Source organism: Bradyrhizobium sp. Gha, assembly GCF_900113735.1.
Taxonomy (GTDB): domain Bacteria; phylum Pseudomonadota; class Alphaproteobacteria; order Rhizobiales; family Xanthobacteraceae; genus Bradyrhizobium.
On the sequence record NZ_FOQM01000061.1, the window covers coordinates 1 to 21,604 of the forward strand.

The following is a 21,604-nucleotide window of genomic DNA, read 5'->3' on the forward strand; positions in this document are numbered from 1 at the left end:
CTAAAGCGTGATGGCATTAGGTTTGATATCCTGAATTTCTGAGGTAGTTGGCGCACTCCTCGGCTGAGAAGGCATCGAGTGCGTGGCCGATTGCGGCGCAGACGGCGTCGACGGTTCGCGCGGCAGCTTTGCGGAGCAGATGTTTGAGCTTGGCAAAGACCTGTTCGATCGGGTTCAGGTCGGGGGAGTATTTTGGCAGGAAGAAGAGTTTGGCGCCGACCGAACGGATGAGCAGGCGAACTGCTTTGCTCCTGTGACTGCCGAGGTTATCCAATACGACGATATCGCCAGGTCGAAGGACGGGCAGGAGAACCTTCTCGACGTAGACCCGAAAGCTCACGCCATCGATCGGCCCCTCGATGAACCATGGCGCATCGATCCGGTCGTGGCGCAGTGCCGCCAGGAAGGTCATGGTCTTCCAACGCCCGTGAGGAACCTTGGCGTGAAGTCTGTGCCCACGCGGTGCCCATCCGCGCAAGGGCGCCATATCGGTCCTGGTCCAGGTCTCGTCGATGAAGACCAATCGTTCAGCTTCGATGCGACCTTGATACTTTGCCCACTGGGCTCGCCGCCGCGCCACCTCGGGACGATCGCGTTCGCCAGCCGCCACGCTTTTTTTTGAAGCTGAGCTTCTCGGCATGCACGAAATCCCACACCGAGTGGTAGTCGACCTTCAGGCCACGCCCGGCGAGCTGGGCAACGAGCCCGCGTATGGTGAAATCGCCGTCTTTGATCCGTTGCGACAGCCAGACCGCATGCTCGCCGGAGATTGCCTTTGGCTTGTAGCCACCGATCTGGCTGGGCTCAACGCTGCCGGTCTCATCGACCCGCTTCATCCAGCCAATCGCCGTGCTGATTGCCACCCCAAACTGTTTGGCAGCCCGATTACGGGACATCCCGCCCTCAATCGCGGCTACCACACGCTTGCGAAGATCCAGAGAATAAGGTTTGCCCATTCATGCTGACCTCCTATCCAGCCAGCATGGTGAATCAGAAACGCGCTGATTTGGGAATCCCAAATCGATTCAGACTAACCCCATCCCGCTCTAGAAGCTCGCTTAGCCGAGGTGCTCGCTGCAGCCAACTACCACCTAGTGCGAGCCGGCCACGCGGAACTGGAAGTTTGGGCCAGTGCCTAGGAAAATAGTTTCAAGATTGCGCTGGCGCAACGTCACCGCGGCGCAGTCGCCCAGCGTCTCGATCTTGCGCTAGGCGACTGGGCAGAGGAGGCCAAGATGCCGAAACGTTCTTGAGGCAACAGCGGGCGGAGAATAGTCAGGCCGTAAGCACGGCCGCGGCATCAAAACGAACCTTGCCGTGGTGCGATTCGCGCGCTAGTCCCCGTCCTTAATTTCAAGGGATGGCGGGGGACGGCATCTTCGGACCGCACGTGGCACTTTGCGCGCATAGAAGCCTCCCTCGTTGGCCTGAGCGGCCATCGCGAGTCCATGAGGTAGTCGTATCAGCTGCTCCGCATCGCTTCCGATACGGGCAGGTAGCTCTCAAGCTTGCGAGTCATCAGGATCAGTGCGGGAGGAAAATTGGGTTCGGTGCCTGCATGCCGAACAGTTTGGAATCGCGATGGTTCTTCCAGCGCTTGATTCGATCTGCGAGGCCACTCTCGAAGGTTGGTGCAAACCTCTCCAAAAGCGGATTGGGAGCTTCAGTTGCTAGGTCGGACGGCTTAAAGCGGCCATCTACGATCTTGCAGAGAAGAACGCTGTAGCGCCAAAGATCCTCCAGGCTTGTCGCCGTCGCCATCAGATGTGACCAATGCTTTGACCATCTGTGGCGATCCATTGCGTAGGTGGCACCCTTGTATGCTGCATGCAGGAAACCCTTGCTGTCCTTGAGCATCTCTATCGTTTCGAGCGCCCAAGGTTCGGCGGGGGATAGCCCAGCTAGCATCGCGGCGCGCGCTCTATGGGCGGGTTCGACACGGACACGGCGGTCGAGCACGAAGTCTCGAACGTCTACCTCACGGTTTGCGCGAATGGCCGCAAGCACCTCATTTGCCAGATCATAGTCGTTTCCGATGCGGTCGAGCCTCGCAAACCTGAGTGCTGTGGTCTCAACGTCGGTCACGGCCGACCAAACCGTCACTGCATCAATGCGCAGGTGATTTGTGCCGAAGGTGGCTCGGACGGGAGGCGCTCCCTGGGCGAGGCGTCCCATCAATGCGAGTGCGCCGGCTGAATCTCGATACGAAACAGCTTCTGCCACGGCTGAAGCTGTATTGTGCAGGTTGTTTAGGGCTTCTTGGTCGATTGTCAGGAACAGCTTCAGCCATTTGTCGACGGTCTGCGGGCTCGCCTTGTCGATTTCCCGGATGAGCCCGGACGTTACAGATCGGATGATAAGTTGTGCTCCAGCTTCAGAAAGCTCGCGCTCAAACTGCTCCGCGGCATCGTAGTTGCGCTTTTGTCTCTCATACCAAGCGTCGCCGGCCTCGGACAGTTCCCTGAGCTGCTCAGGCGAGAAGTTTTTATTGGAACTGGGCCGGTCTGAAACACTGAGAAGAGACGACCAGTGCCGATCTTCAACGCGTTGCTCAATGTCCGGGAGATTGCGCCGGATCTTGAAGCCTGCAGCCTTTTCTATTGCGATGTCCAGCCGACCTGCAATCGCCGATGCAGCGGGCGAGCCGAGAAGCTCCACCAATTTGCGATAAGCCGAGAAGTCAATGCGTTCGAGACAGGTTTCGATCGAGATTAGGCCGAGTTTCGACGCCAAGACCAACGCCTCCGACCCATGTGATATCTCGACCCTGTCTGCGGCACTGTCGAGTGCGGTGGCGGTCCAGCCGCTGCTGATCACGGCCGCCAGGAGACCGGCATCCTGAGAGGCCCGGATGAGACCTAAACATGACAAACGGACGTGCCTATGAGTTGACGAGAACAGGTCGCCCGCAAGCTCTATGGTACGCTGAGTGAGAGGTGTTCGGGAATGCTCCGCGAAGGCGAGCGCGCGGAATTGTGCGACTTCGTTGCCATCTGCAATCGCTTTTGCGAGATCGGCCTCTAATTTTGTTGGATCGCAGGGCTGAAATAAGTCTGCCAATCCCCGAACGAAGGTCGCATCTTTGGGATGAGCAAGAAGGGCGTCAAGCTGATCGTCTCCGCTCATGTGCGGAAACGCAATCAGGAGCGCATATTGGGCAGCTACGTGCTTCTGGTCGTTCTCGTCACCCTCCAATGCTTCGGTCGCAAGTTCTGCGGCCTTCGCGATAAATCGCTGTGCGAGGGGAGCATCCAGAGCGGCGGTGTGCTTTTCAAGCGTGAACGCCGCAATACGAAAATCATCCGTCGACCTGGACAGCGCCTGATCGGCAAAGCGGCGCATCACCTCGACGGCGGCGTGCGGCTCGAAGCGAGACAAGCCAGCGCGCGCCATCTCAAAGAAATGATCTTCCTGGCCATTCCCCATGTGTAAGCGAAGCTTGGAAACGTCAATTTTCAAATATCTCTGAGCGGTTTTCTCGATATTGGCCGGACATGAGGATGAGGGATCGCAGGGGTCGGTAGCGCAGTAATCTTCGACAAGGCGCCATCCGCCAAAGCGCTCTCTGTCCTTCGGCAACGCTTGGACGATTTCATCCGCCACCGCCGCATCGTCGCTGTCTGCGGTCGCGTAGAGCAAATATGCGAGGGCCCACCGGCCGGTCTCGGATGTACCCGGACCCTGCAAGACTTTGGCGGACTCAAGAATCGCCGTACGGGTCTCACTCCAATCAGTGACGTTCAGCTGGATCAGATCGTTGAAATCCTGATGGTGATTGCGGAATCCGCCGTTGAAAGCCGCAGCAAAGGCCCAGTTGCGAAAGCTGTCCGCATATTCTGCTAGGGGGTAGCCGCCTAAAAACTGAAAGGCCAGAGCACTAAGTCGGCTGTAGTCGCCGTGTTTCTGGAGAATGAGTCCGTCCAAAACCACCCGTTCTGAATCGCACAGAGTCTTTAACTTGTCGGCGATCTCTCCTTCGCGTTTCGCGCGTTCTTCCTTACGCTTCTCGTCCGGCGCGCCCTGGTGAGTTGGCGCCATCATCCGTTCCGGCTGATCGGAGTACATGCTCAGCCAACGGCGGATTGCGTCTTTCAGCGCGGCTGAACACGCTGGCGTTGCCCGTCCGTCCTGTACCGCTTGAATGAGCCATGACTGGTTGGCTGTAACACGTTCCGTGAGTGCTGAGTTTTCCAGCGCAGCAAGGAAAGAGACTGGATCTTGCCGCAGCAATGCCTGGAATTCGGGGTAAAGCGTCTGGTCGAGATTCTGCAGGGCGATGAAGCACTGTACTAGAGCCGCCGTGACTTCCTTAGGAGCTTCATCCAGAACGCAAGCAACGATGGCGGCGATAAGAACGTCGCTGGTTCTATCCAGTGCGGCTATAGGATCGAGTACGTTCCCAAGAGCCTCAAGGACGTTCTTGCCCTGTCGCAATGCGGTTCGCGCAGAACTCACGAGCGACAGTCCAAGAGCGAGCGAAAGCCCATCCTCTTTCAGAATGTACTTGGCCGGATCGTCCGCAAGGATTTCAAAGAAGCGTCCGGCAGAGATAAGGGCAAATTGCTCGGCCACCGTTTGCGGAGAGTGACCGGCAAACGGGCTGGGGCGGTCGAAGACCGTCAGGTCAGCTTTCTGATTGTCCTTGAGCCTTTTGATGATCTGATCGGCGTGCAGGCGAATATCTTGAACAAATTGACGCGGCGCAATCGAGTTGCTGTCCGAAACCGCGCCCAGCCGGATGTGCTCGAAGAGCAGACGATTCACGCTGAGCTCCCCGAATTCATCGATCTTTCGGTCTTTGAGGAGGGCCGCTGCGATCCCGAACAGTCGAGGATTGCGCAGGCTTCGGACGACGTCGGCGTTGAGCTGTAAAATTGAAGTTCCAAGCGGAGCCAGCAGCGATTCCAGCTCGGAGTCGCTCCATTCAGGCACATCAAACTTTCTGACATTGCTGACGAGACGTCCTTCCAGTTGGTCCCTGTAGAACAGCGTCCTGCAGCTGATGACAAGCTTCCCGCCGATTTCCGCGAGCAGCTCACTCAGAATGTCGATCAGGTGAGGCCAGTTAGCGATTTCCCGCTGGTTCAGGCCGTCAACGAAAACAACCAGTCGTGGTTTGTCGGTGTTTTTGTGCTGCCGCCATCTTTTCAGATGATCGCGCCAACGGTTTTCCGCGATTGCGGTAAAGTTGTCGCCGGTTTGTCCAATCAGCTTCGCAATGAGAAGATCACGCATGGATTCAAGCGAAGACGGCAATTTGAAATCGTCAGGTAGCAAAATGATAGTCAGCGGCTTGACCTGCTGATGCGTCCAAGCCTGCGCGAAGATCCACGATTTGCCGTTGCCATCTGCCCCCAGTATCGCGGCCACCGAGCCGTCCGGTTTGGCGAGGATGACATCTGCAAGCTTCGCTCGCAGATCAGGACGGTCCAACACTCCCGCTGTCGATGCATCGTCCGGAGACAGCGCTTGTCCAAACACCACGCGAGCCAACTTCTTGTCTGCGAATGCTGCCGACAACCAGGCAATGTTGTCCTGTAGCGCGAACGCGGGCGCCAGGCTCGGCTGCTGGAGGTCCGCCTTGAGTTCGGCCGATCTTGCGGGAAACTGAGGATGGAGAGTGGCCGCCTGCAACTGGGCGACGACATCTGCATGGGATGTCGAGGTGTTACGCGCAAGGAAGTCGGCCGACGTGACGGGTGCCATAGCAAGCAGTGCCGCCAGTTCGGACAAGCCGGTTGCTGGCCAGGAGAGGACCTTGACAGCAATACCGAGTTTTTTGCCAGCCTTTTGCGCCGTATTGATATGCTGCACCGAGATCGGGCCTGTTGATGCCAATATCCAGAGTTCGGTTTGGCCTTCCTCATCAGCGGCTATTTCGGCAATCTTTGAGAGGATTTGGTCTTTCGCCACCGCGTCCTCATAGAGCTTGCCCTCAAAAGAGATCGCGCCATCGTCCAAAACCGACTGACCATCCTTGCCTCGTTGGGACCCGGAACTGGCAAGCGCAAAGGTGCGGCCTGTAAGCTCTGTCAGAACGGCCGCCATCAAGCCTTCGAATCCATTTGGGCCGGTGGCGTCGAGCTTGCGGACAGTTTCGCGGAGGTCGTCAATGGTCTGCATGTTTGGCTCTATGAATGCTTATGCGATTTCCGACGGCTCGACGGAGTTATCTTTGCAATATTCGTAACCCCCCCCATAGGGGCGGTGAGGCGAGGACGAGAATGGCTGCAAACACGCAATAGGCAGCGATGTTGAACATCATGAATTTGCGCCTTGCGACACGGGCATTGACGGATATCTGAACGCACAGGTCATCGAGATAACGCTCGGTGACACTGCGGTTCCCGCGAGGCTTGTAGCGTTCGGTCGCCCGCTCATGATACCGGCCCACGGGGATGTCTGCGATGTGTTCCCAGTAAAGCAGACTCTTTGCATCGTCCTCTGGCTGATGGAAACGCGCCAAAGCCTGTGGAACGAACGAAAGAATACAAACAAGTCCTGCAAGCGCAAAAAGCGGAAGAGCTACACAGAAGGCGAGGTTATAGCCGAGGGGAAGAATACTTTGGCCGGTAAGTAGATTGATAGAGCCGATGATCCAGGCCGAGGAAAACGTAAGCAGCGCGGCATTTTTCGTCTCCGCGAACTTTACGAAGTCGATATTGCGGCTAAGTTGCGTTGAGAGTACCTTTTCAAACGCTTCTTCTTGATCGTTTTTCATGGTCAACTGTCAGCGTTTCAAATCGATTAGCGAGTAGCTTGTGCTCCGGCCTCCAGCTGCGTCCTTCTTGAGGATGCCGTGGCCAATAAGTTCGTCGATATCCCTCGCGGCGGTGGCCTGGGAGACTTTCGTAAGTTTCGCCCATTTTGACGACGTAAGTTTTCCTTCGAATCCATCGAAAAGGCGGTTGAGCACCAGCCGTTGACGCTCATTGAGCTGCCGCTCCGCGTGCAGGTCCCAGAAGTTCGCCTTGCGAAGGATGCTGCCGAGAATGGTGTCGGCACCATCGAAGGCGCGATCCAGGCAGTCGAGAAACCACGCGAGCCAGTCGGTGACGTCGAGACTGCCTCTCTGGGTTCTTTCCAGGATGGCGTAATACTCATTCCTCTCACGGCGGATTTGAGCGGACATACTGTAGAACCTCTGGGCGCTCTGCTCGGATCTGGCGAGAGCGAGGTCGGCGATGGCACGTGCGATGCGACCATTGCCATCCTCGAAGGGGTGTATGGTTACGAACCAGAGGTGCGCAAGCGCGGCTTTCAGAACAGGGTCGATGCCGATCGCGTTGCCGTTGAACCAGCCAAGGAACATCTCCATTTCCTCGTCGAGGCGATCTGCGTGTGGCGCTTCATAGTGGACACGCGCTCGCCCGATGGGGCCAGAGATGACCTGCATCGGTCCGGTTTCAGCAGTACGCCACGCGCCGACTACAATTTTTGTCATGCCGCTCCGCCCGGTGGGAAAGAGCGCAGCATGCCAGCCGAAGAGACGCTCGGCCGTGAGTTCGGCATCGTAGTGTTCGGTGGCATCAAGGATCATTTCCACCACGCCCTCCACGTGGCGATCCGTCGGAGGCAGGGCGCCGATGTCCAGGCCAAGTCGGCGGGCAATGGATGACCGGACCTGGGCGCGATCCAGGACCTCTCCCTCGATTTCGCTGGATTTCACCACCTCTTCGGTGAGAGTCTGGAGCGTTGCTTCGGCTCTAAGCGGGAATCCGAGACGCTCCATCCGCCCGAGCAAGCGCCCCTGCTTGTGACGCACGGAGGCCAAGCGATCGGCGATTCGCTCCAAGTTCCAGTGGAAGGTCGGCCACTGCCCGAGTTCATAAATATAGACCATAATCGCATCATTCTTTGCAGAGATTATGGTTCGCAATCACCTCATTGACAAGCCTATTCTCGTCATTTTTTGCGGAGAATGGGCGGCTTAATCTCTGCGACCCGAGAACAGGGGGAAAACTGCCTATTACTTCCATGCATATTCCGGAAGTTCCCCTTATGTTCTAAATATACCCGTTGCGCGCGCAGGGGCAATCCATATGTACGTTTTGTCGACATCAAACAGCGCTGCCGTTGCCGGTTGTACCTCACTTCAGGTTCCGCTCATGCCGCGCAACAACGGAGCACAGCAATGCCAGGCCGGAATTGGAATAAGGAGCGGGCTACAAAACGGATCGACGCCAAGATCGACGGGCTTCCGCTCAAGGCGATCGAGATCAAGGAATACGTCCGTGAGACCGATCTCTCAAACCTGGCGAACACGGTGGCGTACCGCGTGGATGGCGTGCACCTCTACGCCGATATTCTCAACGTCAAGGATATGCTGGCGGTCACCGACATTGAGGGCGAGACCTGCCACAAGCGCACGCTCCGATTTCTGAATATGCACTACCGCGCGGCGCACCGGATTATCGCGCGTGTAGACGCCATCCTGGTCGACTTCCACAACCAGCGCCTCCACTCCGTGGTTGCCAAGCCTTACAATAGCGAAGCAAAGCGCGTTCATCGGGCCGTGGCGACAGCGCAATTGATCATCGACGTTTTGGCGCAAACTGGTGAAGACGCCGACCATCCCGCCGCTAAGGTGCGCGTCGGCATCGACACCGGCAAGGCCTTGGCGGTGAATAATGGCCGTCGTGGCCACCGCGAGCCGCTGTTCCTGGGCGAGCCAGCGAATTACGCGGCCAAGCGCGCTGGCGGGGGCACAGCAACTGGTATTTATCTGACCAACAAGGCACGAAAGGCCATCGGGCTTTCGGAGGCCACCAACGTTGACTCCACGCCCCTTACGGCCGCTGAGATCGCGACCAGTCAGAGGGAAGCCAAGCTTGAGGTCACTGCCACCGAGATCGTGAAGGAGTGGCAGGAGGACCTCAAGAACAACCCCATCGGGGCCTTCGAATTTTCCGGGCATACGCCGCCGTATTCGACGCTCGATATCGAAGCCCTATCGGCGAAGAACTCGCGCCGCCAGGATGCATGCACGGTCTATGGAGATCTGGACGGTTTCACCAACTATGTCGGCAACAACATCGCCACCGATGCTGGCGCGAAGCACGTCGTTCGCGCGCTCCACGTGTTGAGGGCCGAGCTTGATGCCGCGCTTCACGAGGATTTCAAAGGTGTGAAAGTCCGGTTCATCGGCGATTGCGTTCACGGCCTTCTGGTCGAGGGCACAGCGCAGACCACCGATGTGCAAGAGACCATCAGCAACATGACCCTCTGCGCTGGTGGAATGCGGAGCAGCTTCAACCTGGCTGTTGCCCGCCTTAAGGCAAACGGTACCGATGCGTCCAGCCTGGGACTGGCCATCGGCTTTGATTTCGGGCCTATGAACGTCACGCGGTTGGGTATGAAGGGCGAACTCATCCGCTGCTCGGTGAGCCGTGGGGTGTTGGCGGCAGAGAAGGAGCAATCCCGCTGCGCCGGGACTGAAACTGCCATCGGACCGAACGCATATGCCAAGGCCTCGGAACCGGTGCGCACGATTTTTGGTTCAAGCCGCAAACGCGCCGGTTTGGATTACGACACCGCTGTCAACGAGTTGTCGGCCAAGGGTGACAAGGCGGCAAAAGCCGCCAAAGCGCTGTCGGCCGGATCGCTCCTGCAGCCTGCCGCCGCCGCAGCCCAGCCGTTCAGCTTTCCCAACCGCGCGACCGGACCGGCGACGCCGGGCGGCTTTGCTTGATGTGGTGGTATCTTTCCGATCTCGCCCGTTTCAAGAGCGAACGGCTAGGGCTTGACGCCCTCGCCGCGAACGCGGATTGGCTCACGCCGCTTGGGTGGCGGACCGATGACGCGAAGAGATTGATTTTCGACGCCGACATCACGATCGGAACGCGCACCTATCCCGTTTTCCTCAGCTATCCCGCGCATTTCCCCAACACTCCCCCTTCGGTCTATCCGCGTGGTGAGCAGACCGCCTTGTGGTCGAACCATCAATTCGGTCCCGGTGGTGAGCTTTGCCTCGAATACCGCCCTGACAACTGGACCAGCGACATCACTGGCGCGATGCTGCTGGAAAGCGCGCATCACTTGCTCTTCACGGAAAATCCACCCGAAGGTAAGGCGGAGAGAGTACCTTCGGCGCACGAAGTATCGCTGGGCCAATCGCTGCGCACGCGTACGTTCCGACTGCTGATGACGCGCAAGTTGGCTGATTTCTTTGCGCAGATGAAGGCAGGCGAGATGCTCAAGGGCAACATGCTGGTGCATTATCGGCCTGAGAGCAATGTCTACATCATCGACAAGGTCACAAAGACCGATGGCGAGGTCTGGATCAATCCTGACGTGCCGCCAACCTTGAGTAGCGAAACTTACGAGCGCACGGTCCCAATTTTGCGGATTGCGAAAGACCAAGCGCTGCCACCGACGTCCAATCCGGCAGATTACAAGACCGCCATTGCGGCATTGGGGTTCGAAGAGGATGCGTCAATCATTGTGATCCTGAAGGGAAGTAAGACGCATTGTTTCTGGGGAGCCGCAGAGTACGCCATTCAGTTTGCAACGATTCCGCAGGAGGCGGAGTTCCGGCGGCTGGACGACAGCCACGAACGTCTGCGCGGCATGAGCGTCGCGGTGATCGGGTGCGGATCGTTGGGAAGCAAGGTTGCGACGATGCTCGCGCGTTCCGGGGTAGAAAATTTCTACCTCGTCGACGACGACCTGCTGCTGCCCGATAACCTGGTCAGGCACGACCTCGACTGGCGCGATGTCGGCACCCACAAGGTGGATGCTGTGACCCAGCGGATCAAAAACGTGAATCCGAACGCCAAAGTGTACGTCCGCAAGGTCCGCATGGCCGGTCAGGAAGCGAGCGGTAGTGCCGAGACCGCCATTACCTCGCTGCTTGCACGAGACCTCATTGTCAACGCCACCGCCAATCCCAATGTTCACAACTTGGTTTCCGCCGTCGCCGAGTCCGCCGCCAAGCCCGTTGTCTGGGCGGAGGTGTACGGCGGAGGATTCGGCGGTCTGATCGCTCGCTACCGACCCGGCGTTGAGCCGTCACCTCAGCTCATGCGCCGCGCGATCGAGAACTGGTTTGCCGAGCGGAACTATCAGCCCAAGGCGGCGACGAGAGATTACGCGACCGGCGGCCAAGGTCCGCCGATGATCGCGGATGATGCCGATGTCACCAGCATCGCCGCCGCGACCGCGCGCTTAGCCATCGATACGCTCCTGGCACGCGATCCATCTTACTTTCCTGTGTCGGTCTACGTGTTAGGACTCGCTCCGGAAGAGGGACTGTTCACGCAAGCCTTTGAAACCTATCCCATTCCGATGCCGGAAGCCCCTCCGATAGAGAAAGCAATGACGCTCTCGGCCGGAGAGGCGACTGCGGAAATCGTCGAGATTGCCAAGATCTTCGACGTAAAATGAGAATGATCCTTCCTCATGCCGTCGTCAAAACGCTGGTTGCAGAGCTCAAGCGAGCTGGCGTTCGCGAGATCGGTGGAGTTCTTGTCGGTGAGCATGTCGGCGACGAGACGTTTCGGATCGCAGACCTATCAATCCAGCGCAGCGGAGGCTCGGCGACCCATTTCGTCAGAGACTTGGACCACAACCGCGCTTTCCTGAACGCGTTCTTCGCGCGGACGGGGCACGACTATCAACGCTTCAACTATCTCGGGGAATGGCACTCGCATCCGTCGTTTTGGCCGCTGCCGAGCGTGCAGGACCAGAAGGCGATGCGCGACATCGTCGAAGACCCAGACGTCGGCGTGAACTTTGCGGTGCTGCTGATTGTCACGCTTGCGCGCCGCTCCACGCTCCACCTCTCCGCGACGGCCTTCCGCCCACAAGCATCGCCGCTCGTGGTTGAAGTGGAAACTGAAAGCGAAAGCAACCCCAAGCGGGGCTGGTTCGTGCGGCTTATCGATCTTCTTCGATAGCAAAGGTGCGTACACCCAGCCGCTTCACAAGTTCGCGGATCGTTTCGCATACCGGCGCGATGCGCTCAGCGACGGTTGCGCCGTCGCCTGCGTGGTAGGGGACAAGGGTCAGGCCCTGAAGATCTGAGGGAAGCTTCAGGTCTTTCACTCTCGGATGAACGAGGATGGTGCGGTACCGGCTCAACTTGCCCATGAAGAGACCTAGCTCGAAGAGCACGTTGTCACGCACGGTTGGCGCCCTTTTCCCCCGTGATTCTGTGATGTCGTCGGGCTCGGCGATCGCAACGGCAAAATCAGCCTCGCTCACCTGCTTCTCTAGAGCTTCAAGAGGGTAGCCGCCCGCGAAAAAGACCCCATCATCCCAAACAGTGCTGAATACTTCTTTCTCCAGTTCGGTGCGAAGGGCGTGCGCGATTTCCAGGGCCTCGGATGACGACATGACGAAGAGCTTGGGGGCTTGGTTCGGGAGATAGATGGTCTTGTTGCGCTGATGCAGCCGCTTTGACAGCTCCTGGGCAATCGGCAGCCACACACTGGGAAACCTGTCGCCAATGTCCATAAACGCTGCACTGGTCAATTTGAGCGCTACCGCATGCTCAAGAACGGTGACCGTTGCCGACCGCGGGAGTGATGCCTCGATGGCTGCCATCTCGCCAATGTGTTGCCCGGCTGATCGCGTCGCAACTTGCGCGCCATTTACGACGATTGCGATTCTGCCAGCAACGAGCAAATAGATGTCATTATCTACAGCATGTTGGACGATGATCTTCTCGCCGGGTCTAAACTCGACGACCTCTCCTGCGTCGGCCAGAGCCTTGGCGATTTCGAGCTGACCGCCTGCGAAATCCTGGCGGCGGAGCGACGCAATAAGTTGAGGACGGTTCTGCTCTCCTTCAAATCGCTCTTTCATCGGCATCCCAATTTCATCTGAATGTTTTGGTCCGGGCGTCGGGCTCGAACCCGGCACAGGCCTTGCGGCCCCACGGTTTTCTTCCAACTTCGGCTTTCGGCGCTGCGCCATCGGGCGTTCGTGGTCTGGACTATCGCTTCACCTTGGCGATGTCCGCTGTAGGTGCTGGCCTTTACTCGGGATTGCCAGTGAAGGCTTTCCCCGATTTTGAGCACTTCTGCTCCTGGTGTGTCCCCCAAGGCATTCAATGGCTTCCCCCACTGTGCAGCTGACAATATTGGCAAACTGAGCCTACCCTCAACACCCAGCGAAGTGCGATTGCACAACAATTCGGCTATGAGCGAGCGTTCGGGAAGAGCGCCTACGCGCACGATGGCGAGCCGCTACCGGCTCGTAAGCGGAGCCCCTCCGGGCTCTAAGCGCGTACCCAGCTTGGCCCAGCCCGAGCAGAGGCGACAGATGTATTTCGGGCGCGTGACCAACACCCGCCATCTTGCCGGGATCACGTCGAGGCGTTTGCTGACGTCCTCGCCAGCGGCAACCGGCGCGAGGTCATCGAATGGGTGGCGCGACGTCGACCGGCATCGGCATTATCATCTCCCAAAAATCGCGTCGGCCGCATTGGCCGCCGCCACGATCGGCGCGTGAGGGATATAGGCATCGGCCGCGCCGCCATTCCGATCTCGCTCGGATGTGCGGGCTTGGGCGCGTGCTCGGGTGCAACCCGAATCGTGATTTCGGGCGTGGAGCGCTGTCGACGCAGTCTCCTTCGAAGTGAATATCGAGGGACCCTCCTACAATCCGAACCTCGCCGTTGCGCTGTCGGAGGATGTTTTCCAAGGCGTGGTTCAACATTTTCTCGAGAACGGAGAGGCGGTGTGGCGCGGGCCGGCGCCGCGTGTCATCTATTCTTCGACGGCGTCGCGCGCTCCTGCGAAGCGATAGGTCGAGCCGAAGCAAGCGCCGCGAGCACGCGTCAAAGCTTCTTTTGGGACGCTGTCTCGCATCGAGCGGCGATGCTGGTCGAAGCCGGTTGGACTTTTCGCAAGTTGCGCCGGATTGTGCAAAGACATGAAGCTGTAGTTGAAGGAAGGAACAGGCGAAAGCACCGAACGAGACTGGGTTCGATGACCGCTTCGGCAAGCAGCCCTTGCCTAAGCCACATCTCAGAATGTGGTGTATCGTCGCTGACGGTTGCTCCAACGGCGCCAAGAGTCCATGTACTCCACGCGCGGGCCCCCTGCGTCTGGCCACTTTTTTTTAAGACTTTTATGAACCCCGATGCGGCGAGTGCAATGTACCGCAGCGCGACATGCCGAAGAGGGTTGTAGCCTCAAGGCTGGTCACATCAGGGGCATTCAGGTAAGTCAGATCATCCCGTCGTCAAATCGGAATTTGCGCGATTACGTCCCCGAAAGATAGCCGAACGGATCAGTCAGAGCGAAACCACTTCCATTCGCGAAATCTTGCAGCACCATTCCCTCGACCAACGGGATTCCCCCGGGCCAGTCTTCCCGATAGGGTAAACATGAGCGAAGCGGTCTTCTCGCTCGATCCCAAAAACGCGCGAGTCGTTCCCGGAATCAACTCTTCCTAGGTACGTGACCTCTCCGGACGTGAGCGCACCTGCCAGTCGACTGCTCACTACTCGCGGCCGGGAAATTTGTAGGAGGGGGGAGACTTTTCGAGTCCTATCTCGAACCGAACCCGCGATCGCAGTCTCTAAGAAGGGGCATCCTCCAATTGAACCATCGTGAACCATTGGATTGCATCAACTCCCGACTTCGCGAGTTAGAAATGCGATCTAGGCGCGAGCGCTCCTGGAGTTCCGAAGCTTTTCTCGAGAGATCACCGCCTAATTCGAACCACGGACCCGTCAACGCGTTATTTGACATTGTCTGCGCGAGAGAGCTTATAGGAACCCGACAATCGTAAGTTGTTTCTCTTTTAACCATCGCAAGCACATTTTGCCTTTCTTTTCAATATGTTGTGTTCTATTTTGGGCTTGATTCGGGTGCCTGCCTCAATATCTGACAAGAACGAACTGGAGTAGGCGATTGAAGCCCAGCCGACGATATTTGGTCCCGCAGGCGCTAGCGACGTTTGTCCTTTCCTTTGCGCTGTTGGCAGTCGCATTGGTCTCCTATCGGAAGCTTGTTTCGGCGCCTCCCGATTTGGGAGATCTGTATCTTGTACTGAGCAATGCATTCTTGCTTGTTGTCTTCGTCTTCCTATCGCTCGTGTACGTAGAGAATAGACGGCAGAACGCCAAAGCGGGTGCGCGCGCCGAAGCAATCATGCTGCGAGTTCTTCAGCGCCTCGACAGTGTCTTCAGTGCGCGAACCGGCCTGAGTTCATTTTTAATACCCTACTCGCGCAAGGAAGTCGGATCCGAGCAAGTCATTCAAAAGAGCTCGGAATTCTTGAGATTTCTCGTGGACGAAACTCGAACGATGTTCGAGGACTACACAGGTCATTCGTGCAGCGTCGCAATAAAGCTCTTCGTACATCCAGACAACGATCTGAAGACGCCGAAGATACGTACTTTTCTTCGGGACAAAAAGTCTGAACTCAAACGCGTAGACATGTACCCCGAAGATGGCTTGTACCCTTTCACTGATCACTCTCCCTTCGTAGGCATTCTCACTTCTGGTCACGAGTCCTTCATGTCCAATGACCTGCAAGCTGATGCGAGTAAGGGCCTATATCGAAATGGCAACAAGCATTGGCCGAAGTTGTACAACGCAATCCTCGTCGTACCTATCAGAGAGCCAGACTTACTCGCGCGCGAAAACATCCTGGGCTTTCTCTGCATAGATAGTATGACTGCCAAATTCGATACAGGTTCTGCGCTCTACATGGCGCGGATAGTTGCGAACGTAATTTTCTATGTCATTTCAGCTCTGTCGGAGCTTGAGCGGGGACGGCCCCAAAATTCAATGAGAGTTACCAATGCTTGAACAACGGCGAATTGGATGGCGCTTTCCATCGTCCGACATAAACAAAGCCGAGCCGCCAATCTCGGAGGCGACATCCGTCATCGACTTGCTCATTACTTTTCAGTCGAGAATTGCCAAAACAAACGGAGTTGCTCGGCAGATCGCAGAGCAGAATGAACGTGTCTCAGTTGCGTATATCAGGTACGCACGTAGAATGATCGAAGCGATCGGCTCACGAGTAGTGGGCCGAGTAGTTGGCCCCTCCTCGCCTGAGCAGACTTCAGAGATTGAGCGAGCTATGGCCAACAGTGTCCGTTTTAAGGAAATTGATGATCTCGTCGAAAGCAATCTAAATAGGTTACTGGCGAATCCGGAACTTGCGGAAGAGGCGTTTCCCGATCCTCAGTTGCGAGAGAACATTATTCCTCTCTTTCGTAGCATGCGCCGGAAGGCGGAAGAGCTCGAGAACGAGCCCAACAAATCTTAGCAAATTATATTGGGGGAGGCTAAAACGGAGCGGATTTCCGCGCCGTTTTCTCTTTAGCATGATGGCAAGCAAGCCGCGCGTGGTGGTGGGCTATCACGGGACTACGGTTGATGAAGCGGAAAAGCTGCTCGCCGGACCGCTGCAGGATTCCGGGAAGGTGAGTAGATGGCTTGGGCAAGGCATCTATTTTTTCGAGTACAACGTGGAAGCAGCAACGCACTGGGCGTCAAATAGAGCAGCGAAGGCAGCAACCAGCGCTGCAATAATTAGGGCAGAGATTGATCTGAGTACCTGCCTTGATCTCACGAGGTCCACTTTTCAAAGTCTGGTCAGGAATGCGCACCGGACCCTGCAGGCGGAGTGGAAGTCGAACCCCGGCAAGCAGATCAGCCAAAAGCCTTTCGAACTGCACTTGGGTCAAGTTCGGGCAGGCTACAAAGGGGACTGGCAAGATTACGGACGCAACGAGCTTGACTTCCAGGTAATCGAGAAGGCTATAGAACTTTCTAAACTTCAGAACAACGTCGCCTACGAGACTGTGCGCGGCGCATTCATAGAACTCGGTCCTTTGTATCCAAACTCTTGGCTCTTCGAGGGAGCGCATGTAGCCATCGCTGTACGGTCGCCATTTGCGCGGGTTTCAAATTTAAAGATGTTTGAGCTTTAGAATCGCGTTTCTTTTCTGCGCGTCCAAATTTCTCTGCTCAGGTTCGGTAGGGCGGGGGTTTGAAATTTGCATTTCTGCAAATTCTCGCGTCTAGCCGCAAAGCTCCAGAGAGAATGTTGCATAGAACTCAGACGGTGCTTAGTCCCGCGCTCCGCCGGCATCTCGCTGAAGTTGCTCTGGATAGTTCACATCCTCGTCGGAAGAGGGCTGGAAACATACCGCCCGCCGGTTGTTAGCCGCTTCGGGAAGCAGTAGCTACTCTGGATTGCGTCTCTTTGGCGAGGCGAGAAAACCTGCGAGCTTGGTGCCCTTTTGGCCAAGCCACAGATTGTCGAGCCAGCCCATGGCGTCCTCCTTCGCTGCTGGGCTTTCGTCCATGGCTGATCGGAACGGAATCGCATGGTATTTCTTTTTCTTACTGCTTTAGAGCGGGTTGGGAAGCGATGCAGGTGAAGCTGACGAAAGGAAGAGAGCCACGCAGGCGGCTCCATATTCGCACCGGCGGCGCCTCCTCCATCCTGTTAGCAACGCAGCGGACCCCGCTCACGCGTGGTCTAGTTTCTCGTCGAAGTATGTCTCGCACTCGTGCGCCCGGTCTAAGGCGACAGCAAGGCCCTCGGCTCTGCTCACGGTAAACCGCGAAAGACCAGCGGCACACCCGAGAACCGTCGAACCGTCCATAGAGCTGATTCAATCTCCCGCGTGGACGGTCGTCACTGATGGTGCGCTCTGACTCATCGAAGACCTTGGAAAAGCGGGCCCGGTTTGTCGCCCGAAGTCTTAGCCACTTGCGTGGCAGGTTGTTCGGCTGCAGCTGAGCTTAAATGAACAAAGCTGGATCGATAAAAGCCACGGGCAGTGAGCCCCATCTAACATGGATTAAGGGCTTGCCGCTTTTCCCCGGTCTGCTGTAGAATCTTCTTCCTGTGCGAATTCTGAGGGAATAGCCTCCGTTCAGTTCGAGATATCGCGAATTCATTTTGAACATTCTGTGGGGGACATTGCGATGGCAAAGCCTTCGGTTTCCCGTGAGGCCTTCCGTGGGTTGTTCGCCTTTTATGCGACCAAGGCCCACCATGATCATAACAGTATAGCCGAAGGCCGCCTTCTCAAACTATTTGGATCGAGCGAACACATCCCCGACGGGCTGTTGGAGTTGTGGTCGTCACGGACCGAGCTGATTGGCTCGGAGGCTGTTGGCAATATAGTATCGCCACTTGCTCATCAGATCCTTGATGGCGGCGCTCAATACAATCACGCCAGCGACTTCCTTCATCGGCTGTTGCGAGAGTTAGATCGACTCGAGCATTAACCGCCATTGCGAGTGGCTGACGTGGACCAGTGGAAGGCTACTCTGACGGCGCCCGCCCATCGCCTGGATTTTAGTTGCACGCTGGGTCTGCGGGGGCGCTCCTGTGTCTCCCCGAGACAAGGCCGGCGACTAGTTGGGGCTGTGCTTGACATTCGCGGCGGACCGGCGTCCTCGAAGGGCGAGATGTGTTTCGAATGGCAGCATTGGAGGACGTGGTGGCGGATCGACTCTATCGCAGCTGGGGCAGCCGCTGGATAGTTGCGCTCGTGGATTGATCTCGAAGTCCTGAGCGTGAACGCTTGAGATGCCCCAAGCGCATCGGAGAAGCGCATCGGAGAAAGTCGTGCCGTTCACAAATGCCGCAGTCCCGCTCGGTGGTCGAGGCAATTCAGCGGCGCCGTGTACGACTCGACGATCTCCAGCCTGCTACCCGCAGATGGTGGCCAGACAATCAGCCGATCATGGGTGCAGGGTCGCGCTCATAGCTGCCGTATAGCGCGACAATCTGGATGGGAAGCCTTCCATCCTGATTGCCGCGCCGCACTGCCGGAAGACTGAGGCGATGGGGTCCAGGGCCTGCCTCGTCAGCATGTTGCGCGGGCACCGCTCTCGATTTCCATCGTATTGACGAGTCGACAACGAAGGAAGAGCCGCGCGTGTTTACGGAGATGGTTACGGGGTGCGTAAGCGCCGGATGGGACAAGCGTCAACACTTGCAAGCCCGCCCAGACAATTTAGCCGATGTTGGCCGCTTTAAGGTTAGCTGGACAATTGAGCAATCGTGGTGATGCTCTTCACATTTAAGACCGCCGTGCTGTTAACACACCGCCGCGAAAGGGGAGTGGTTTGCGATAGACGGTGTGATCGGTGAGATTACCGGACCAAGGCTGAAGACTTTCTGCAGCATCGCAACGTGGCGGGCGCGTGTTGGCGGCAAAGGATCTGCGGCTTGCAGTCTGAGAGCGCAAAGGCGCGATCCCCTGCGGATGCTCGCAGATAATCTCTGGGCTGTGAGCTTCGGCGTATCTGATCTAACTGCGACAGAGAGGACCACCGAAGCCAGCAAGCGGCCTTGGTGTGGCGTATCCACCGGAACGATATACGAAACGGCACATCCGATTGTTCGTGTTCATCCCGAGACCGGCGATCGTATGCTCTCGCTCGGTCGTTCCGTAAAGAACTTCGTCGGCCTGCAGCGCTATCCCAGCCAAAGACTGTTTGAACGGCTGTGATTTGAGGCCGGCAAACTGGACCATTTTTGGCTAGAATTTTTGCTGCCGAATCCCCTCGGCTGGGAGGAGCGGACGACGATGAAGGTCTCAAAATTTTGTGCGCCCTAAGGCGTTGGCCGTCAATCTCCCGCGGCACAAGCCGTCCCGGTGTCTGTGCCTGAATAAGCATGACAGCGGCTACCAGGCTCGTTTCTCGGGCATCGGAAGCAGCGCGGGCGCGACTCGGCCCCGGTCGGTTTTGGGACTGGATCGGCGCTGTCCCTGCCGCGCCTGCGCTGCAGATTGAGGTCAGCAGGAACGTGACTCGGCGCTGTCCCATTCTGGTAATGGCGCTGTCTCTACCACGCATCGCTAACCCCGGGGGCTCTGTACCCACGCTAGCTTTCCAAAAGCTGACGAAAAAAAGTGCGGCAATTCACAAACGAACAGCAGCTGTTGTGGCCATGCTGACCATGTTCACTGACGCCGCTGACCGCCCCATCAGCGCGCGCAGCATGAAACCGATTGCTCGCAAAGCCTGGCACAAACAATTTCCTCTGCGGCATAGGCGGGGCAAGTACAGACTTCAACGACCCCCTTCATTGCGACCAGGAAATTGGTCTTAGAGCAGGGTATGCGCACAGCATGACAATGCGTGGGTCGTCTGTTCAGTGGAAGGATCGTCCTCAGAGAGTGGGTGATGCGCGCCAAATTCGGATTCGCTTGGCCTCAATATTCGTGAAAGCCGCGTCAGGCTGCGCAACGTGGCGTCGTCCGTACCGGACCAGTGCTGTGGGCGGGCAGCTTTGCCGTATACCCTGCCTAGATCGCGTGTCCAGTCGGCTAAGTGTCGGCCGGCGAGTTGTTCAAATGACGAATACCACATTCCTTGACCGCATCGTCACAGCGGCAGGAAGTCGCAGTGGATCACCGTCTCCAAATAACGGCTACCCGCGAGGGGCGGTTCATCAGGCGCGAATAAGTTGAGGCGATATCACATGGCTTTGGGCCCCGCCGCAAGAGCCTACCGGATTTTCCGAGGTGCAGACAACGCCATCAGCTCCGATTGGTTCAATGCGCCAGCATCGGGGCCTGAGGACTAAGGCGCGCCACCGCGGTAACTATCGCATAAGAGTACTTTCAATTGTCGCTACCAGATCTGGGCGTTTGGGGAAGCAGTACTCGCATCGTAAGGTTACGGAAAGGTCGGATGCACATATGCGTGGTCCCACCAAGCTTCGAGACGCACCATGGCAAACCTGAACCTTAGCTCTCAATCCCTTGCTGACGCATCCGCGCGACAACGGGCCGCTACCGACCAAAAACTCACTAAATTTGGAGCGCTAGCCTCGAAACGTTCAGGTTTCCAGTTAAGACCTGTCATGAAGCCAATAGCGCGGGTCGTAGCAGCAATAAAGCGCGCTCGGGCACTCTCCGATTTCGACCGATGCTGCGCAATCTGGTGGCTCTATCGCCTCCATCTCGGCATCAACCGCGAGGTGATTTTAGGCCTTGCTGCGGTCACGGTCGCCTAGGAGAGATCCTGCTGCGGCATTTAGGCCTCGCGACATCGGCCACCTTTCATGCGGGCGCTGGCACTGCCCCGCCAAACCTGGCACCATGTTGCGTGTTGGCTGGAGGACCAAAAATCCCAGCCTCACGCCAAACGCCTCAAGTCTTCCGCAGCCCACTAAGATCGCGATCACATCTATTACCGGCGGACTGCCTGGGGAGCGCCTGAAAATACGCGAGAGCGCGAGCAGTTTCTTGTCCGCCGGCCATGCGCCTGGGCGAGGCCGGCGACCAGCGTCGTCGCCGTGGTGAAATGCATCGTGTGACCGGCCAGGATCGCCTCTCGCCCGAGCGCTATCGGCAAGTGGGTCTTGCCAACGCTTGGCGGGCGAGCAGCAGCACCTTCTCGCCGTTGGCGATCCGTGAGCGGATCTGCTTTGGATCGATTGATGGCCGCGCCTCGAAGACGAAGCCCGCAAGCTCCCTCGCGGCCAAGAACTGTGCGAGTTTCAGCGCCATCTCGATGCGGCCATGATTCTTGCGCGTGACGCGTCCAGTCGTAAACTATCGAGCAGCCGCGGTAAGGTATTTGCTAGAAGGCCGTGCGGTTTCCTTCTGCACCGCCGGGCGCGAAGCCGACGTAGTTCGACATATCCGAAGATCGCCGCC

General features: G+C 57.4%; 15 protein-coding genes and 1 pseudogene. 8 read left to right on the forward strand and 8 right to left on the reverse strand.

What is annotated here, in order from left to right; genetic code table 11:
* Positions 1–16 precede the first annotated feature (16 nt).
* The 4 genes from BM222_RS37845 to BM222_RS37860 form a co-directional block, all read right to left on the reverse strand.
* Positions 17–956, reverse strand: a protein-coding gene (locus BM222_RS37845) for an IS630 family transposase (protein ID WP_210188520.1) whose coding sequence is annotated in 2 segments (ribosomal slippage) — positions 17–611 and positions 610–956 — 942 coding nt in all. Because the reading frame shifts where the segments join, the coding sequence is not laid out codon by codon here.
* 568 nt (positions 957–1,524) lie between these two features.
* A complete protein-coding gene (locus BM222_RS37850; RefSeq protein WP_092239729.1) occupies positions 1,525–6,123 on the reverse strand; it encodes a hypothetical protein in 4,599 nt (1,532 codons plus the stop codon).
* A gap of 46 nt (positions 6,124–6,169) precedes the next feature.
* On the reverse strand, positions 6,170–6,721 hold the full coding sequence (locus tag BM222_RS37855; protein WP_092239730.1) for a Pycsar system effector family protein: 552 nt from the start codon (positions 6,719–6,721) through the stop codon (positions 6,170–6,172).
* A gap of 9 nt (positions 6,722–6,730) precedes the next feature.
* Positions 6,731–7,843 carry a Fic family protein gene (locus BM222_RS37860; protein ID WP_092239731.1) on the reverse strand — a complete coding sequence of 371 codons (1,113 nt, stop codon included), beginning with the start codon at positions 7,841–7,843 and terminating at the stop codon, positions 6,731–6,733.
* A gap of 291 nt (positions 7,844–8,134) precedes the next feature.
* Between BM222_RS37860 and BM222_RS37865 the strand changes: the two genes are divergently transcribed.
* The 3 genes from BM222_RS37865 to BM222_RS37875 are packed head-to-tail and all read left to right on the forward strand — an operon-like array spanning position 8,135 to position 11,897.
* The gene (locus BM222_RS37865; protein WP_092239732.1) at positions 8,135–9,691 is read left to right on the forward strand and encodes a transcriptional regulator; all 1,557 of its coding nucleotides are present in this window, start codon (positions 8,135–8,137) and stop codon (positions 9,689–9,691) included.
* Positions 9,691–11,385, forward strand: a complete 1,695-nt coding sequence (locus tag BM222_RS37870; RefSeq protein ID WP_092239733.1) for a ThiF family adenylyltransferase — start codon at positions 9,691–9,693, stop codon at positions 11,383–11,385. Before BM222_RS37865 ends, BM222_RS37870 begins: the two co-directional genes overlap by 1 nt.
* Positions 11,382–11,897 carry a Mov34/MPN/PAD-1 family protein gene (locus BM222_RS37875; protein WP_092239734.1) on the forward strand — a complete coding sequence of 172 codons (516 nt, stop codon included), beginning with the start codon at positions 11,382–11,384 and terminating at the stop codon, positions 11,895–11,897. The genes BM222_RS37870 and BM222_RS37875 overlap by 4 nt, the downstream gene beginning before the upstream one ends.
* On the opposite strand, the gene BM222_RS37880 is transcribed toward BM222_RS37875, so the two are convergent.
* Entirely contained in the window at positions 11,878–12,918 is a 1,041-nt protein-coding gene (locus BM222_RS37880; protein ID WP_092239735.1) for a TIR domain-containing protein, read from the reverse strand. The genes BM222_RS37875 and BM222_RS37880 overlap by 20 nt on opposite strands.
* 329 nt (positions 12,919–13,247) lie before the next feature.
* A pseudogene (locus tag BM222_RS40675) lies at positions 13,248–13,340 on the reverse strand (IS66 family transposase zinc-finger binding domain-containing protein); the annotation flags it as partial.
* 1,524 nt (positions 13,341–14,864) lie between these two features.
* Here BM222_RS40675 and BM222_RS37885 point away from each other — a divergent pair.
* The 3 genes from BM222_RS37885 to BM222_RS37895 are packed head-to-tail and all read left to right on the forward strand — an operon-like array spanning position 14,865 to position 16,900.
* Complete coding sequence (locus tag BM222_RS37885; RefSeq protein WP_143106184.1) at positions 14,865–15,767, forward strand: hypothetical protein; 903 nt, start codon at positions 14,865–14,867, stop codon at positions 15,765–15,767.
* Complete coding sequence (locus tag BM222_RS37890; RefSeq protein ID WP_092239737.1) at positions 15,760–16,233, forward strand: hypothetical protein; 474 nt, start codon at positions 15,760–15,762, stop codon at positions 16,231–16,233. Before BM222_RS37885 ends, BM222_RS37890 begins: the two co-directional genes overlap by 8 nt.
* 58 nt (positions 16,234–16,291) lie before the next feature.
* Entirely contained in the window at positions 16,292–16,900 is a 609-nt protein-coding gene (locus tag BM222_RS37895) for a hypothetical protein (RefSeq protein ID WP_092239738.1), read from the forward strand.
* Between the two features lie 255 nt (positions 16,901–17,155).
* Here the strand turns inward: BM222_RS37895 and BM222_RS42945 are convergent, their stop codons facing one another.
* Positions 17,156–17,278 carry a hypothetical protein gene (locus tag BM222_RS42945; RefSeq protein ID WP_283810295.1) on the reverse strand — a complete coding sequence of 41 codons (123 nt, stop codon included), beginning with the start codon at positions 17,276–17,278 and terminating at the stop codon, positions 17,156–17,158.
* Positions 17,279–17,906: 628 nt separating this feature from the next.
* Between BM222_RS42945 and BM222_RS37900 the strand changes: the two genes are divergently transcribed.
* Complete coding sequence (locus BM222_RS37900) at positions 17,907–18,212, forward strand: hypothetical protein (protein ID WP_092239739.1); 306 nt, start codon at positions 17,907–17,909, stop codon at positions 18,210–18,212.
* A 2,922-nt stretch (positions 18,213–21,134) separates the two neighbouring features.
* Here BM222_RS37900 and BM222_RS43580 read toward each other — a convergent pair.
* Positions 21,135–21,272, reverse strand: a complete 138-nt coding sequence (locus BM222_RS43580; RefSeq protein WP_502691003.1) for a hypothetical protein — start codon at positions 21,270–21,272, stop codon at positions 21,135–21,137.
* Here BM222_RS43580 and BM222_RS43585 point away from each other — a divergent pair.
* Positions 21,204–21,470, forward strand: coding sequence for a hypothetical protein (locus BM222_RS43585; RefSeq protein ID WP_502691004.1), 267 nt, complete (start codon positions 21,204–21,206; stop codon positions 21,468–21,470). The two genes, BM222_RS43580 and BM222_RS43585, sit on opposite strands and share 69 nt — an antisense overlap.
* Positions 21,471–21,604: the final 134 nt, after the last annotated feature.